General features: G+C 62.6%; 14 protein-coding genes. 9 read left to right on the top strand and 5 right to left on the bottom strand.

Going from position 1 to position 14,956, the window contains the following annotated elements; all coding sequences use genetic code 11:
* The first annotated feature begins 245 nt into the window (after positions 1-245).
* A complete protein-coding gene (locus tag ACIGEK_RS20345) occupies positions 246-941 on the top strand; it encodes a tRNA (adenine(22)-N(1))-methyltransferase (RefSeq protein WP_397495062.1) in 696 nt (231 codons plus the stop codon).
* A 60-nt stretch (positions 942-1,001) separates the two neighbouring features.
* On the opposite strand, the gene tkt is transcribed toward ACIGEK_RS20345, so the two are convergent.
* From tkt to ACIGEK_RS20330, 3 genes are read right to left on the bottom strand one after another with little or no spacing between them, the layout of a single operon-like run.
* Positions 1,002-3,107, bottom strand: a complete 2,106-nt coding sequence (gene tkt, locus ACIGEK_RS20340; RefSeq protein ID WP_397495061.1) for a transketolase — start codon at positions 3,105-3,107, stop codon at positions 1,002-1,004.
* Positions 3,104-4,807, bottom strand: coding sequence for a glucose-6-phosphate isomerase (pgi, locus tag ACIGEK_RS20335; RefSeq protein ID WP_397495060.1), 1,704 nt, complete (start codon positions 4,805-4,807; stop codon positions 3,104-3,106). The genes tkt and pgi overlap by 4 nt, the downstream gene beginning before the upstream one ends.
* A 27-nt stretch (positions 4,808-4,834) precedes the next feature.
* Positions 4,835-5,578 (bottom strand): PRC-barrel domain-containing protein, encoded by a 744-nt coding sequence (locus ACIGEK_RS20330; RefSeq protein ID WP_397495059.1) that lies wholly within the window; start codon positions 5,576-5,578, stop codon positions 4,835-4,837.
* 238 nt (positions 5,579-5,816) lie between these two features.
* Between ACIGEK_RS20330 and ACIGEK_RS20325 the strand changes: the two genes are divergently transcribed.
* From ACIGEK_RS20325 to ACIGEK_RS20310, 4 genes are read left to right on the top strand one after another with little or no spacing between them, the layout of a single operon-like run.
* A complete protein-coding gene (locus tag ACIGEK_RS20325; RefSeq protein ID WP_397495058.1) occupies positions 5,817-8,198 on the top strand; it encodes a phosphoketolase in 2,382 nt (793 codons plus the stop codon).
* Complete coding sequence (locus tag ACIGEK_RS20320; RefSeq protein ID WP_397495057.1) at positions 8,185-8,391, top strand: hypothetical protein; 207 nt, start codon at positions 8,185-8,187, stop codon at positions 8,389-8,391. The genes ACIGEK_RS20325 and ACIGEK_RS20320 overlap by 14 nt, the downstream gene beginning before the upstream one ends.
* The gene (locus tag ACIGEK_RS20315; protein ID WP_397495056.1) at positions 8,388-9,434 is read left to right on the top strand and encodes a class I fructose-bisphosphate aldolase; all 1,047 of its coding nucleotides are present in this window, start codon (positions 8,388-8,390) and stop codon (positions 9,432-9,434) included. Before ACIGEK_RS20320 ends, ACIGEK_RS20315 begins: the two co-directional genes overlap by 4 nt.
* Positions 9,431-10,042, top strand: coding sequence for a histidine phosphatase family protein (locus tag ACIGEK_RS20310; RefSeq protein ID WP_397495055.1), 612 nt, complete (start codon positions 9,431-9,433; stop codon positions 10,040-10,042). The genes ACIGEK_RS20315 and ACIGEK_RS20310 overlap by 4 nt, the downstream gene beginning before the upstream one ends.
* Positions 10,043-10,056: 14 nt before the next feature.
* On the opposite strand, the gene ACIGEK_RS20305 is transcribed toward ACIGEK_RS20310, so the two are convergent.
* Together ACIGEK_RS20305 and ACIGEK_RS20300 are read right to left on the bottom strand one after the other, a co-directional pair.
* Positions 10,057-10,830 carry an SDR family oxidoreductase gene (locus ACIGEK_RS20305; RefSeq protein WP_397495054.1) on the bottom strand — a complete coding sequence of 258 codons (774 nt, stop codon included), beginning with the start codon at positions 10,828-10,830 and terminating at the stop codon, positions 10,057-10,059.
* Positions 10,827-11,156, bottom strand: coding sequence for a nuclear transport factor 2 family protein (locus tag ACIGEK_RS20300; protein WP_397495053.1), 330 nt, complete (start codon positions 11,154-11,156; stop codon positions 10,827-10,829). The genes ACIGEK_RS20305 and ACIGEK_RS20300 overlap by 4 nt, the downstream gene beginning before the upstream one ends.
* 117 nt (positions 11,157-11,273) lie before the next feature.
* Between ACIGEK_RS20300 and ACIGEK_RS20295 the strand changes: the two genes are divergently transcribed.
* The 4 genes from ACIGEK_RS20295 to ACIGEK_RS20280 all read left to right on the top strand — a co-directional run bounded on the left by ACIGEK_RS20295 (position 11,274) and on the right by ACIGEK_RS20280 (position 14,926).
* Complete coding sequence (locus ACIGEK_RS20295; protein ID WP_397495052.1) at positions 11,274-12,191, top strand: LysR family transcriptional regulator; 918 nt, start codon at positions 11,274-11,276, stop codon at positions 12,189-12,191.
* Positions 12,192-12,314: 123 nt separating this feature from the next.
* The gene (locus tag ACIGEK_RS20290) at positions 12,315-13,211 is read left to right on the top strand and encodes a LysR family transcriptional regulator (RefSeq protein WP_397495051.1); all 897 of its coding nucleotides are present in this window, start codon (positions 12,315-12,317) and stop codon (positions 13,209-13,211) included.
* 3 nt (positions 13,212-13,214) lie between these two features.
* Positions 13,215-14,117 carry a LysR family transcriptional regulator gene (locus ACIGEK_RS20285; RefSeq protein ID WP_397495050.1) on the top strand — a complete coding sequence of 301 codons (903 nt, stop codon included), beginning with the start codon at positions 13,215-13,217 and terminating at the stop codon, positions 14,115-14,117.
* Positions 14,118-14,296: 179 nt separating this feature from the next.
* Positions 14,297-14,926: a glutathione S-transferase gene (locus tag ACIGEK_RS20280; protein WP_397495049.1), complete on the top strand. Its 630-nt coding sequence runs from the start codon at positions 14,297-14,299 to the stop codon at positions 14,924-14,926.
* Positions 14,927-14,956: the final 30 nt, after the last annotated feature.

Below are 14,956 nucleotides of genomic sequence, written 5' to 3'. Positions count from 1 at the left end.
TAGGATTATTTAGAGGTCAGACTGAACGCTCCTGACCGCTCTGGCCGACTCCAGCCAGAAGCATCCGGCAAAAATCGGCCAAAAAAGTCCATCACTTAGACCCGCCGCCGGTGCTCCCCGAGCCCCAGGTACGGGCTGGGCGCATAGCGCTGGTCGCCGGGATTTGCCATGTACGGCGTTGCTCGACAGAATCGCGCTCCGATTCGGCCCTACGGCCGGATGTCGATGCTGAGAAGGGGCTGGAGTTGAACGAGCAGACATTATCAATGCGCCTGGAACGTGTGGCGGCGCATGTGCCGGCAGGTGCACGGCTGGCTGATATTGGCTCGGATCACGCCTATCTTCCGGTGGCGCTGATGCGTCGTGGGGCCATCGCGGCTGCAGTGGCGGGGGAGGTGGCTTTGACGCCGTTCCATGCGGCCGAACGTAGCGTGCGTGAGAGTGATCTGGGCCAACGGATCAGCGTGCGCCTGGCAGATGGTTTGGCGGCTATTGAGGCGGGCGACGCAATCACGGCAATCAGCATCTGCGGCATGGGCGGCGAGAGGATTCGCGACATCCTTGAGAGTGGTAAGGCTCGCCTGAGTGGTCAAGAGCGTTTGATCCTGCAGCCCAACGGCGGTGAGCAGCCGCTGCGCCAATGGCTGATGGAAAATGGCTACCGCATCCTTTGCGAGGAAGTGCTGCGGGAAAATCGCTTTGCCTACGAAATCATCGTTGCCGAACGCTCTGGGCCGGTGATCTACAGCGCCGAAGAGCTGTACTTTGGCCCGCTGCAGATGCAGGTGCGCAGCCCGGCGTTCCTGGCCAAGTGGCAACGCCTGCTGAGTTTGAAGCAGCAGACCCTGGCCGATTTCGCTCAGGCGAAGCAGGCGGTACCCGAGGAGAAGGTGCAGAAGGTTGCCCGGCAGACGCAGTGGATTATGCAACTGCTGGCGTGAGCCTGGCGCAGGCGGCGAGTGGTGCTGAAGGGTGGCTGATCTCCGCGCGTCTGGCGTCGCCTAAACCGTTATTTCCTCAGGCTCATGAATGGCTAAACAGCCGTGCCGTGCTAATTGGCGGTGGGCCGCCGCCAGCACATGAGCGAGGTCGAAGCCAAAATGTGCTTGCACCACCTTGCCCGGTGCCGACAGACCAAAGCTGTGCATGGCGATGATCTCGCCGTGGCGGCCGACATAGCGCTCCCAACCCAACGCTGCTGCGGCCTCGACCGAGACGCGGGCTTGCACCGCTTCGGGTAGCACGCTCTCGTGGTAGAACTCGTTTTGCAGCTCGAACAGCTCCCACGACGGCATGCTGACCACGCGCACCTTGAGGCCTTCCTGCGTCAGTTGCTCATAGGCAGCGATACACAAGGCCACTTCGCTGCCGCTGGCCAGTAGCAGCAGGTCGGGGTGGCCATCGGTGGTATCGGCCAACACATAGGCCCCACGGGCAACGCCAGTGGCGCTGGCATAGTGGTTGCGGTCCAGCGTAGGCAGCGCTTGGCGCGACAGCACCAGGTTGGCTGGCTGGTTACGCAAGCCCATGAACACGCGCCAAGCTTCGACCACCTCGTTGGCGTCGGCCGGGCGCAATGTCAGCATGCCGGGCATGGCGCGCAGTGAGGCCAGTTGTTCTATGGGCTGGTGCGTGGGCCCGTCTTCGCCCATGGCAATCGAGTCGTGGGTCCAGATGTAGACCACCGGCAGGCCCATCATTGCGGCCAGGCGCATCGCCCCGCGCGCATAGTCGCTGAAGATCAAGAAGCTGGCGGCGAACGGGCGCAGGCCGGACAAGGCCATACCGCTGGCTGCCGCGCACATGGCATGTTCGCGAATGCCGAAGTGAAAGTTACGCCCAGCGTACGCACCAGGCTCAAAGGCTGCAGCGCCAGCAAAGTCCAGCGCGGTTTTGGTCGAGGGAGCCAAGTCAGCTGCACCGCCGAGTAACCAGGGCAGGTTGGCCGCAATCGCGTTGAGTACCTGGCCCGAGGTATCGCGCGTGGCCAGGCCTTTGGCGTCGGCTTCGAAGGTCGGCAGGGCGGTGTCCCAGTTACCGGGCAGTTCGCGCCGCTGCATCTGCTCGATCTGCTCTGCCAGGTTGGGGTACTGCACGCGGTAAGCGTCAAAACAGGTTTGCCACTGCTGGTAAGCAGCGGTACCGCGTTGCGCAAAGTGCGCCGTGAAATGCTCGCGCACGCCATCCGGCACGGCGAAGTTCGCATCCGGGTCAAAGCCGTAAAAGCGTTTAGCGCCGCGCGCTTCCTCCACTCCCAGCGGTTCGCCATGGGCCGCGGCGCTGTCCTGTTTATGCGGCGCGCCATAGCCGATGTGGCTGTGCACGATGATCAGGGTGGGCCGGTCGTGGCTGTTGGCAAAGGTTTGCAGCGCCTGCGCCGTGGCCTCGATGTCATTGGCGTCACGCACCTGCAGCACTTGCCAGCCGCAGGCGCTGAAGCGCGCGCCGACGTTCTCGGTGAAGGTGATGGCCGTTGCGCCTTCGATGCTGATTTGGTTGCAGTCGTAGATCCAGCACAGCTTTGCCAGCTTCAGGTGGCCAGCCAGTGAGGCCGCCTCGGCGCTGATGCCTTCCATCATGTCGCCGTCGCCAGCCAGGGCGAACACGCGATGGCTGAACAGGTTGAAGCCAGGGCGGTTATAGGTGGCAGCCAGCCAGGCCTGGGCGACGGCCATGCCGACGCTGCTCGCCAGACCTTGGCCAAGCGGGCCGGTGGTGGTTTCCACGTCGCTGGTCCAGCCGTGTTCCGGGTGCCCGGTGCAGCGGCTGCCGGCTTGGCGAAAGCTCTGCAGGTCGGCCATGGTCACCGCCAGGCCTTCGCGCGTGGCGTCCTGGCTGGTCGCGGCCTTGACGCCGCACAAGTGCAACAGCCCATACAACAACGCCGAGGCGTGGCCGACCGACAGCACGAAACGGTCGCGATCAGGCCAGGCGGCGTCTTCAGGGGCGAAGCGCAAGAAGCGTTGCCACAGGCAGTAGGCCGTGGGCGCGGCGCCCATCGGCGTGCCCGGATGGCCGGAATTGGCCTTTTGCACCTGATCGATGGCCAGCGTGCGCAGGGTGTTGATGCACAGCAGGTCGAGGGTTTGCTCCGTTGCTTGCGTCACGGCTGTGCCTCGCGTAGTTGGCGGTAATGCTGGATAAGTGCGTTGGTCGAGCTGTCGTGCGCCAGCGCGGCGGTGTCGCTGCTCGCCAGTTCAGCGGCCGTGCGCTCGGCCAATAGCTTGCCGAGCTGCACGCCCCATTGGTCGAACGAGTCAATGCCCCAGATCACGCCTTGGCAGAACACGCTGTGTTCATACAGCGCTACCAGTGCGCCCAGGGTATGTGGCGTTAGTTGGCGCGCCAGCAGGGTGTTGCTGGGCCTGTTGCCGTCGAACACGCGATGCGCCACCAGGGCTTCGCTTACGCCCTCGGCGCGCACCTCGTCGGCGGTTTTGCCAAAGGCCAAGGCTTCGGCCTGGGCGAACAGGTTGGCCATCAGCAGATCGTGCTGACTGTCGATACGACCGCCTGGGCTGCCCATCGGGTTGAGGCTCTGGCCGAAGCCGATAAAGTCGCAGGGCACCCATTGCGTGCCCTGGTGCAGCAGTTGGTAGAACGAATGTTGGCCGTTGGTGCCCGGCTCGCCCCAGACAATCGCCGATGTTGCGCAGCCCACGGGCTGGCAGTCGCGCGTGACATGCTTGCCGTTGCTTTCCATGCTCAGCTGTTGCAGGTAAGCCGGGAAGCGCGCCAGGTACCGTTCATAGGGCAGCACCGCCTGCGTAGCCATGCCGAGGAAGTTGTTATTCCAGACCGCCAGCAGGCCCATCAGGGCCGGCATATTCTGTTCCAGCGGCGCCTGGCAGAAATGCTCGTCCATGGCGCGCATGCCTGCCAGCAGGTTGTGGAAGTGCGTCGGGCCGATGGCAATCATGGTCGACAAACCGATGGCCGAGGCTATCGAGTAGCGACCGCCGACCCAGTCCCACAGAGGGAATATCAGCGCCTGAGCGATGCCGAACGCGGCGCTTGCTTCGGCGTTGCTGGAGACGGCGACAAAGTGGCGTGCGACTGCGGCCTGGTCATGTAACTGCTGCAGGCACCAGGCGCGCGCGGCCTGCGCGTTGGTCAGCGTTTCTAGGGTTTCAAAACTTTTGGAGCAGACAATAAACAGCGTTTCGGCTGCGTCCAGCCCGCGCGTGGCTTCGGCCAGCGCGGTGCCATCGACGTTGGCGACGAATTTGATATCGAGGTCACGCTGGCTGTAATGCCGCAGCGCTTCGTAGGCCATCACTGGGCCGAGATCGGAGCCGCCGATGCCGATGTTGATCACGTGACGGATCGGCTTGCCGCTATGGCCGAGCCACGTGCCGCTGCGCACCTGCTCGCTGAAGTTGGCCATCCGCGCCAGCACTGCCTGCACTTGGGCGATGACCTCGACGCCCTCCAGCCAGAGGTGTTCGCTGGCCGGTGCGCGTAGGGCGGTATGCAGCACAGCGCGCTGTTCGCTGGTGTTGATCAGCTCACCGCGGAACATCGCCGCGCGGCGCTCTAGCAGGCAGCAGTCGCGGGCCAACGCCATTAGTAACGTCAAGGTCTGCTGGTTGATGCGGTTCTTTGAGTAGTCGAGGTAGAGCCCGGCTGCGCTGACCGTGCAGCGTGTGCCGCGCTCGGGGTCGGCAGCGAACAGCTCGCGCAGGTGCGTGTTGCCTATCTGCGCATGGTGGCTGAGCAACGCTTGCCAAGCAGGCCGCGTGCTGGCAGCGCTGCTCGCGCTGATAGGCGAACGAGTGCCAGCGTGCGCCTGTTCTTGCCGATCCATAGGCTGGCGACTCTGCTGCGCTGCGCGTTACGGGTTCAGCTCAATCAGCGCGTCGTAGGCGGGTGCAGCCTTCACCGCCTCGCGGCTCAGGTCAACGGTCACGGTTCTGTCCGGCCAATGCACGCCCTTGATCTGCTCCGGCGTGATTAGCACCTTGTGCCCGACCCACCAGTTACTGGTATTGATCACGAGATAGCGGATGGCCCAGCTCTCGTCATCAATCAGAAACCCATCAACATGGCCGACTTCGCCATCGATGGCGTGGATGTGATAGCCGATAACCGCTTTGCAACTGCGTAGGTGTGGGTCGTCGTCACGGTGTCTCGCCTGGTCGGCCATGTCGCTTTGTTCGTTGCTCGGTTGCAACGCTACGTTGCCACCTGGGAGCTCTGCGTAGCCGGGGTATAAGCCCATCGGCAGCATGCCGTTGCCCCACATCCCGGTGCCGCCCCAGTAGTTGGGGTAGCCGTAGTAGCCCATGTACTGCATCTCATGCTGCCGGGACACTGGCTTGTCGGTGTCGATGATGGGGCTGTGCTTGACTTGCTCTTGGGTGATTGCGACGTGAAGCTTGTTCTGCGCCCAATCGAGGCGGTTGATAGAAATAGGCGAAATCAGCACTTTGCGTTCTGCCAACCAAGTTCCGGTGTCGACGATGAGGTAGCGGGTAGCCCAGGCGTGATCGTCGAAGTAAATATCTTTAACCTGGCCGATGTCGCCGTCGGCCGCACTGATAACGCACTTCTCGATATCTTTCTGGCTGTGCAACATGGGGAGTCTTCCTTTAGGGGGGCGACCACAGCACATCGACAGGATGCATTCGTGGGCCGTAGAGGGCAGCGGCGGTGCGTGCAGTGCAAGCCACCGCAAATGAGCAAGTAATGTGCTGGCCGGCAGGCGCTGACGTCTGTTCGTTGCCGCACACACACATTGCAGAGGGCTGAGGTTGGCCTCGCGCGATGTGCGCTGGCGAACAGACATAGGCGATACTTGCGCCCAGGGTTAAGCGATGACCAATGACCGCGCTAACGACTCTCTGCAACGCCTGGACGCCTATTGGCGCGCTGCCAACTACCTTTCGGTGGGGCAGATTTTTTTGTGGGACAACCCGCTGCTCAAGCGCGCGCTGACCCTGGCTGACGTCAAACCCATGCTGCTTGGGCACTGGGGTACGACGCCGGGGCAGAACTTCATCTACGCGCACTTGAACCGCGTGATCAAGGCCCATGACCTGGACATGATCTACGTCTCAGGCCCCGGCCATGGTGGCCCTGCGGTGGTCGGTAACACCTACCTTGAGGGCAGCTACAGCGAGGTCTATCCCGAAATCAGCCGCGACGAAGCCGGGTTGAAGAAGCTGTTCCGGCAGTTCTCGTTTCCTGGCGGCATTCCCAGCCATGCCTCGCCCGAATGCCCAGGTTCGATCCACGAAGGCGGCGAGCTGGGCTACTCGCTCAGCCACTCATTCGGCGCGGTGTTTGATAACCCCGAGCTGATCGTCGCCTGCGTCATTGGCGATGGCGAAGCAGAGACCGGGCCGCTGGCCACCGCCTGGCATTCCAACAAGTTTCTGGACCCGGCCACCGACGGCGCGGTGCTGCCGATCCTGCACCTCAACGGCTACAAAATCGCCAACCCGACAGTGCTGGCGCGCATCAGCCACAAGGAGCTGGAGCAGTTTCTGCACGGCTGCGGCTGGACGCCGATCTTCGTCGAAGGCCACGAACCTGAAGCTATGCATGTATTGATGGCGGCTGCGCTGGAGCGGGCGGTGCAGGCGATCAAGGATTTTCAGCGCCAGGCTCGGCAGCACGGACAGAGCGAACGGCCGCGCTGGCCGATGATCGTGCTCAATTCGCCCAAAGGCTGGACCGGGCCGAAGGAGGTTGATGGGCAACCCTGCGAAGGTAACTTCCGCTCGCACCAGGTTCCCCTTCATCCCGCTGAGCATCCGGGCCACTTGCAACAGCTGGAAGACTGGCTGCGCAGCTATCGACCTGAAGAACTATTCGATGAAAACGGCGCACTGCGCGCTGAGTTAGCGGCATTGGCGCCAAGCGGGCAGCGGCGTATGGGGGCCAACCCACATGCCAACGGCGGCTTGTTGCTGCAAGATTTACACCTGCCCGACTACCGCGAGTACGCCATGCAGGTGCCTGTGCCTGGTACCACTGGTATCGGTGATACGCGGGTGCTCGGGCCGTTTCTGCGCGATGTCGCCCGGCTCAACGAGCCTGAGCGCAACTTCCGTATCTTCGGTCCAGACGAGGCCGTTTCCAACGGCCTGGCGGCGGTGTTCGAAGCAACCAATCGGCAGTGGGACGCAGCCACCGCAGCGGGCGACCAGTGGCTGGCTGCGCAGGGCCGGGTGCTGGAAATGCTTAGCGAGCACCAGTGCGAGGGCTGGCTGGAGGGTTATCTGCTCACTGGTCGCCACGGTCTGTTCAATTGCTATGAAGCGTTCATCCACATTGTCGACTCAATGTTCAACCAGCATGCCAAATGGCTGAAGGTCAGCGCCGAACTGCCTTGGCGGCCGAAGATTGCTTCGCTGAACTACCTGCTGGCCTCGCATGTCTGGCGTCAGGACCACAACGGCTTTACCCATCAAGACCCTGGCTTTATCGACCATGTGGTCAACAAGAAAGCTTCGGTTGTGCGCGTTTACCTGCCGCCTGACGCCAACTGCCTGCTGTCGGTGATGGACCACTGCTTACGCAGCCGTCATTACGTCAACGTGGTGGTGGCCGGTAAACACCCGGCACCGCAATGGCTGACGATGGACGCTGCCGAGGCACATTGCGCCGCCGGCATCGGCAGCTGGGACTGGGCCGGTAATGTGCAGGCTGACGAGGAACCTGATCTGGTTATGGCCTGCTGCGGCGACGTGCCGACACTGGAGGCCATGGCGGCCGTTGCCATCCTGCGTGAAGAGCTACCCGAACTGCGCATCCGCGTGGTCAACGTCGTCAACCTGATGAAGTTGCAGCCACCCAGCGAGCATCCGCATGGCATGGCGGATGCGGACTTCGATGCAATGTTCACCTGCGACAAACCGGTGATCTTCGCCTTCCACGCCTACCCCTGGCTGATTCATAGGCTGACCTACCGGCGCACTAACCACGGCAACTTTCATGTACGTGGTTACAAGGAGGAGGGCACGATCACCACGGCCTTCGACATGACAGTGCTCAATGAGCTGGATCGCTTCCATCTGGTGATGGACAGCATCGACCGTTTGCCGCAAACCGGCGCGGCCGGAGTCGCTTTGCAGGCAAAGCTCGCGGCCAAGCTGATTGAACACAGCCGCTACATCCGCGAGCACGGCCTGGATATGCCGGAAATTCGCAACTGGCGCTGGAACGCGGGAGGTAGCCATGCCGCAACTTGAACAGCTGGAACTGCAAGCCCACCGCGAACAACTGAACGCTGATGTGCGGCAGTTGGTTGATAAGTACCTGGCCATCGCCGAATGGGATGTACCGGAGATCGATGAACCACTGGCCATCGCGCTGATCATCACGGCCATCCGCCAGGCGCTGGATGGCGTTGAGCAAGCGTTGCCGGCGGCTGCGTCAACATGAATCCCTTGATTGCCAGTGCCCAGGCTCTGATGGCACCGGGCAAGGGCTTGCTGGCGATGGATGAAAGCATCGGCACCTGCAACCGACGTTTTGCCGAGTTGGCTATTGCCCCGACCGAGGAGGCCCGGCGGCGCTACCGGCAACTGCTGGTGACGGCACCTGGGCTGGCCGAGTTTGTCAGCGGTGTGATTCTGTTCGACGAAACCTTGCAGCAGCGCAGCGACGACGGCACGTCGTTTATCGAGGTGCTGAATGCTGCGGGCATTCTCGTCGGGATCAAGCTGGACAGCGGCGCTAAGGCGCTCGCGGGGCATCCTGACGAGCGTGTGACTGAAGGGCTGGACGGCTTGCGCGAACGCCTGCAGCGCTATGCCGCGCAGGGCGCCCGGTTCGCCAAATGGCGAGCCGTACTGAGCATCGGCTACGGCTTGCCCAGCCGCGCCTGCATCCAGGCCAATGCACATGCCTTGGCCCGCTATGCCGCGCTGTGTCAGGAGGCTGGGCTGGTGCCCATCGTCGAACCCGAGGTGCTGATGGAGGGTGGGCATGCGTTAGCGCGCTGCAGCGATGCCACCGCCGAGGTGCTGCACCGCGTCTTCGAGCAGCTTCACCAGCAAGGCGTTGTGCTGGAGGGCATGATTCTCAAGCCGAATATGTTGCTTCCCGGTATAGATTGCGCCACGCCTGTGTCTCTCGACGAGGTTGCCGATGCCACGCTGAGCTGCTTGCTGCGCAGCGTACCGGCCGCCGTGGCGGGTATTGCCTTTCTGTCTGGTGGTCAGCCCGCAGAGCTGGCAACGGCGCGGCTGAACGCCATGCATCTGCACCATAGTGCGCTGGTAGCACCCGCAGCGGCCTTGCCCTGGCCGCTGACTTTCTCGTTCGGGCGCGCGCTGCAACAGCCTGCTTTAGCGACGTGGGCAGGTGATGATGGCAACCGCGTTATCGCTCAAACCGCGTTGTTGCACCGCGCGCGCTGCAATGCCGCTGCGCTGCGTGGCACATATCGTCCCGCGCTGGAAACTGCAGGCGGTTTGGCATGAACGTCTGCTTGATTCGCCACGGTGAAACCGCCTGGTCACTGACGGGTCAGCACACCGGCGTGACCGACCTCGCGCTGACCGCGCACGGCGAAGATCAAGCCCGTGCCCTGGCTCCGCGCCTGCAGGCGTTGGCCTTCTCGCAGGTGTTGGTAAGCCCGCGTCTGCGCGCACAGCAGACCTGCACGCTCGCCGGCAGTCATGCCGGGAGCGTGACCGAACCCGACCTGGCGGAATGGGATTACGGTGACTACGAAGGCCGGCTTACCGTGGATATCCGCCGCGACAATCCAGGTTGGGACATCTGGCGCGACGGCTGCCCAGGTGGCGAGTCGCCAAGTGAGGTGAGTGCGCGAGCCGACCGACTTATCGCCCGTCTGTGCAGGATGCAAGGCACGGTAGCGCTGTTCTCCCATGGCCAATTCAGCGCAGCACTGGCCGCCCGCTGGATCGGCCTAGACCTCGTCGAGGGCCAGCACTTTGCCCTGAACCCGGCTTCGCTGAGCCTGCTCGGTATCGACGCCAAGCATGGCAACAGGCGCATGATCGAACTGTGGAACGAGAGTCGAATCCCGCCATCGCAGCTCACGCCAAGCAGTGCGGGTGAGTAGCGATGTCACGGCCGCTAGGCGGTCGGTACCGTTCCGCCATCGATGACGAATTCACTTCCGGTGATAAATGCCGCGCGAGGCGAAGCCAGGAAGGCAATCAGGTCGGCAACCTCTGACGGCTTGGAAGGGCGGCCGAGCGGAATACCACCGAGGGCATCCATGATGATTTGTTTGCCGCCAGCGTAATCGGTACCTGCCTCTTGCGCTAGCCGCTCGGCCAATGCGACCGACGCTTCGGTCTCGATCCAGCCCGGCGATACCCGGATAACACGCACGCCTTTTGGCGAGACTTCTTTCGACAGGCTTTTGCTGTAGGTCGAGAGTGCTGCCTTGGCCGCCGCATAAGCTGTAGTGGCTTCGGGCAAGGGCAGGCGGTTCTGGATGGAGGTTACATGGATGATCACGCCACTCTTGCGTTCCAGCATTGCCGGGAGCAGGGCGCGATCCAGGCGCACGGCCGGCAGCAGGTTCAAGTCGAGTTCGCGTTGCCATTGCTCGTCGTCCAATACCGCAAAGCCGCCGCTGGGTGCCGATGAACCACCCAGGACGTGGACGATGATGTCAGCACTGCCCAACCGTTGTTTAGTCGCGGCCACCAGTGTTGCGCAGCCTTCTCGGGTCGAGAGATCGGCCTGCACGAACAGCTCAGCCGGCAGATCGCTGTTGGACTGCCGAGCCGAGGTCAGCACCTGTGCGCCCTGCGCAAGGAACAGTTCAACTACCGCGCGCCCGACGCCTTTGGTGCCACCGGTGACCAGCACGCGTTTACCGCTCAGGTCGAGGTTCATGGCGCAATCTCCAGCGAGCGGATCTGGCCGTCTTGCAACAGGAACACGTGGTTCAGCTGCAGCGGGCTGGCGGGGAAGTTACCGACCAGGCGCGCCGTGACGGTCAGCGTGCTGTCCTTATGCACCGCTTGCAACGGCTCGACACTGTAGGTGAATGCCTGGCGGGCCTCGTGTTGCCAGGCTGCGATGGCCTCAATGCCTTGGTGCGTGCGGTTTTCGTCGGTCACGATGGCATCTGCGTAGAAGCAGGTGGCAAGGCGCGACGCGTCGCCGCCATTGCTGATGTCGAAATAGGTTGCTACGGCGTCAGGCAGTTGCAGGTTCATGGCCTGATCTCCTCTCACAGTTAGTTGGGATTCACGACTGTGATCTTGCCGCTCAGTTGATAGTTTGCTCAACTGGGATAAACGTTAATGACCTATCCCTAATATAAGGACAATCGAATGGCAGACTCGCGTCTTGGCCTCAATGAGTTGGAAGCGGTAATGGCTGTGGCGCGCCGGGCTTCGTTTCGGCAGGCGGCTATCGACCTCGGCATTTCAACCACTGCATTGAGCAATACCATTGCCAAACTGGAGACGAGCCTCGAAACACGGCTGTTCAATCGCACCACCCGCAGCGTGTCGTTGACCGAGGCGGGCACCCTGTATCTGGAGCACGTGGGGCCAGCTTTGCAAGACGTACGCACTGCGCTGGAAACGGTTCGCTCGCACAATGCCGGGCCTTCGGGCGTGTTGCGCATCAACGCGTTCGCCAGTGCTGCCCGCGCAGCGCTGCTGCCGCTGGTGCTGGAGTTTTTGCAGCGTTATCCGAAGGTGCACATCGACCTCGTGACCGAGGGTCGCCTGGTGGACATCGTCGCGGACGGTTTCGATCTCGGTGTCCGCTCTGCCAATCTGGTACCCACAGACATGATCGTAATCTCACTGGGTCAGGCGCAACGGTATGCCGTGGTCGGTTCGCCCGCGTACTTCGCCAAGCACGGCCGGCCGCGCAGCCCGGCGGACCTGCTCAACCATCACTGCATCCGCATCCGCCTACCCAATGGGGCGATTTACCCCTGGCATTTCGAGCGAGCGGGCGAAGTCACCCGACTTGATGTGAACGGCCAACTCACGCTGGACGAGTCGAGTGTCGTCAAGGCGGTGGTGCAGGAAGGTGTAGGGCTCGGTTTTTTTATGGAGCAGGACGTTCAGGCTGAACTTGAGGCTGGGCAGTTCGAGCGGGTACTGGATGAGTGGACGCCTGCGCGAGACAACCTGTGCCTGTACTACCCGAACCGCCGCAACCCCTCCGCCGCACTCAAGGCGTTCACCGCCCTGGCCCGTGCCAATCTGCTCGGCGAAAGCGGGCGGGGGTAATTCTCCAGGCTGTCCGCAGCAGTCCGCTGATAGGCGGCGCGCAAATGCTACGCCAGTCGCGTTTTATGCAATTCTTAGCGCCTATCTCGAAGCTGGACGGTGAGTGTGGACAGGTTTCAGGAAATGAAGGTGCTGCTGGCCGTTGCTGAGGCGGAAAGCTTTGCCGGGGGCGCCAAGCTGGTGGGCATGTCGCCACCCAGTGTGACCCGGGTGATTGCTGGGTTGGAGAAGCGCCTGGGTACGCTGCTGTTAGCGCGTAGCACGCGGAGTTTGCGCCTGACTGAGGCTGGTCGGCGCTATGTGGAGGACTGCAAACGCATCCTCCTGGAGCTGGAAGAGGCAGAAGAGTTGGCCACCGGCAGCAGCATTCGGGCGCGGGGTAACCTGACCGTGACGGCGCCGGTGATGTTCGGCGAGTTGTACCTGATTCCGCTGATTACCGAGTACCTGTCGGCGCATCCACAGGTGGCGATCAACGCGCTGTTGGTGGATCGCCTGGTGAACATGGTGGAGGAGGGCGTGGATGTCGCGATCCGCATCGGTCAGTTGCCAGAAACCGGTCTGCAGGCCATCAAGGTCGGGCACATTCGCCCGGTTATCTGTGCCGCGCCGGCCTTTCTCGAACGCTTTGGCCGGCCGCAAGAACCCAAGGAAGTCATGGCCGCGCCCATCGTGATGTCCTCTGCCAGCAGCCTGCTCACCGACTGGCAGTTCAACCTGGGCAGCAGTTCTCTCACCCTGCACCCTAAGCCGCGCCTGCTGGTGAGCTCCAATCAGGCGGCAATCAATGCCGTACGCACGGGCTGGGGGCTGACGCGGGTGCTGTCGTATCAAGTGGCCGAACTGGTCGCGAAGGGCGAGTTGGAGATCATCCTCGATACCTTTGAGGCAGCCGCTCTGCCGGTGCATGTGCTTTATCAAGGTGGCGGACGGGTGCCTGCCAAGGTGCGCACCTTTGTCGACTTTTGTGCCAGCCGCTTCCTACAGGACCCTGCGCTGCAGCGGGCCGGGAGCGTATAGCGCATGAGTCGCTATCGGCAGATGCAGGTGTTCGAAGCCGTGGTGCAAGCCGGCAGCCTGGCAGCGGCCGCGCGTCAGCTTGATCTGTCACCCGGGACCATCATGCGCAGCATTGGCGCACTGGAAGCACGCCTGAATAACACCCTGTTGCTGCGTGGGCCGCGCGGTGTCGAGCTGAGCCCGGCGGGCGAGCAGTTTGCGCTGAGTTGTCGGCAGATACTTGAGCACACCGCGGTTGCCGAGCGCTCGGCCGCCGGCTTGCATGCATGCCCCGCCGGGCAGTTGACCGTCGCATTACCGCTGCTGATGGATCAGCAGGTGTTTATGCCAATCGCCCTGGACTATCTCGCGGCTTTCCCCGAGGTGCAGCTGGTCACCCGGGCCAGCGAAGGCGTGCCAAAACTGCTTGAAGAAGGCATTGATATCGCCCTGGTGGTGGGCCATTTGCCGAACTCTTCCGGCTTCGCCATGCCGGTGGGCAAGGTGCAGCCGATTGTCTGCGGCGCTCCCGCTTACCTGGCCAAGTGGGGTCGCCCGCAGACGCCCGACGACCTCAAAGGACACCGCAGCGTGCTGACCACGGCAGCCGGCCAGCAAAGTGAATGGCGCTTTCGCTGCGAGCGCGCCACGCGCGTGGTTAAACCTGCGCCGGTGCTGACCTGCACCACCCAGCGTGCGGCCATCCATGCTGCGACCCTGGGGCTTGGCCTGATTCGCTGCATGAGTTACGAGGCACACCACGAACTGCAGAGTGGCTTGCTCGAGCCGGTATTGAGTGACTTTGCCAGCCAGGACCTGCCCGCGCAGTTGATCTACCGCGACGGACGTCGGGCCGAGGCGCGGGTACGCACCTTTATCGACTTCGCCACGCCAAGGCTGCGCGCTCACCCCGCATTTCTTGGCTGATAAGGCGCGGCTGCAATACCCGTGTGGTAGCCGCATTCTTTTATAAAACGAAATTATGCATTGCTTTGCATGGTGATTCTGCTTAACCGCAAGCGGGCGCAGCATGGACTCACCAGCGCAAGAGTCGTCGACTTGGTTGACGCCGCGCTGACTTCCCTGACCCCATACGGAGCCGCACCATGTCCCAGCCAGCCATCAAACTCTATCGTCACCCACTTTCCGGCCACGCCCATCGCGTCGAGTTGTTGCTGTCGCTGTTAAAACTGCCCACCGAGCTGGTGTTTGTCGACCTGGCCAACGGGGCGCACAAAAAACCTGAATTCCTCGCCATCAATGCCTTTGGCCAAGTGCCGGTTATTGATGACAACGGCACTATCCTCAGCGACTCGAATGCCATTCTGGTGTATCTGGCGAAGAAATATGGCAATGGCGCCTGGCTGTCCGATGATCCGCTTGCCGCTGCGCGCATTCAGCGCTGGCTGTCGGTGGCGGCTGGCCAACTGGCTTACGGCCCGGCATCTGCAAGGCTGATCACGGTGTTCGGCGCACCCTTGAATGCCGAGGATGTGATCGCTCGTTCCCACGGCCTGCTCAAGGTGATGGACAGCGAGCTGACCAACAGCCCGTTCCTGGCTGGCGCAACCGCCACCATCGCCGATGTTGCCAACTACACCTATATCGCCCATGCGCCGGAAGGGAATGTCTCGCTGCAGGCCTACCCGAATGTGCGCGCCTGGCTGGAGCGGGTCGAAGCCCTGCCGGGTTTTGTGCCCATGCAGCGCACCGCCGCAGGTCTGCACGCCAACTGAGTCCGTCATAGGCTGCCGGGTGTCCGGCAG

This window comes from Pseudomonas sp. NPDC079086, assembly GCF_044542155.1.
In the GTDB taxonomy this organism is placed as follows: domain Bacteria; phylum Pseudomonadota; class Gammaproteobacteria; order Pseudomonadales; family Pseudomonadaceae; genus Aquipseudomonas.
The sequence above is the reverse complement of the archived record's forward strand: the minus strand, read 5'-3'. Positions and strand labels throughout refer to the sequence as shown.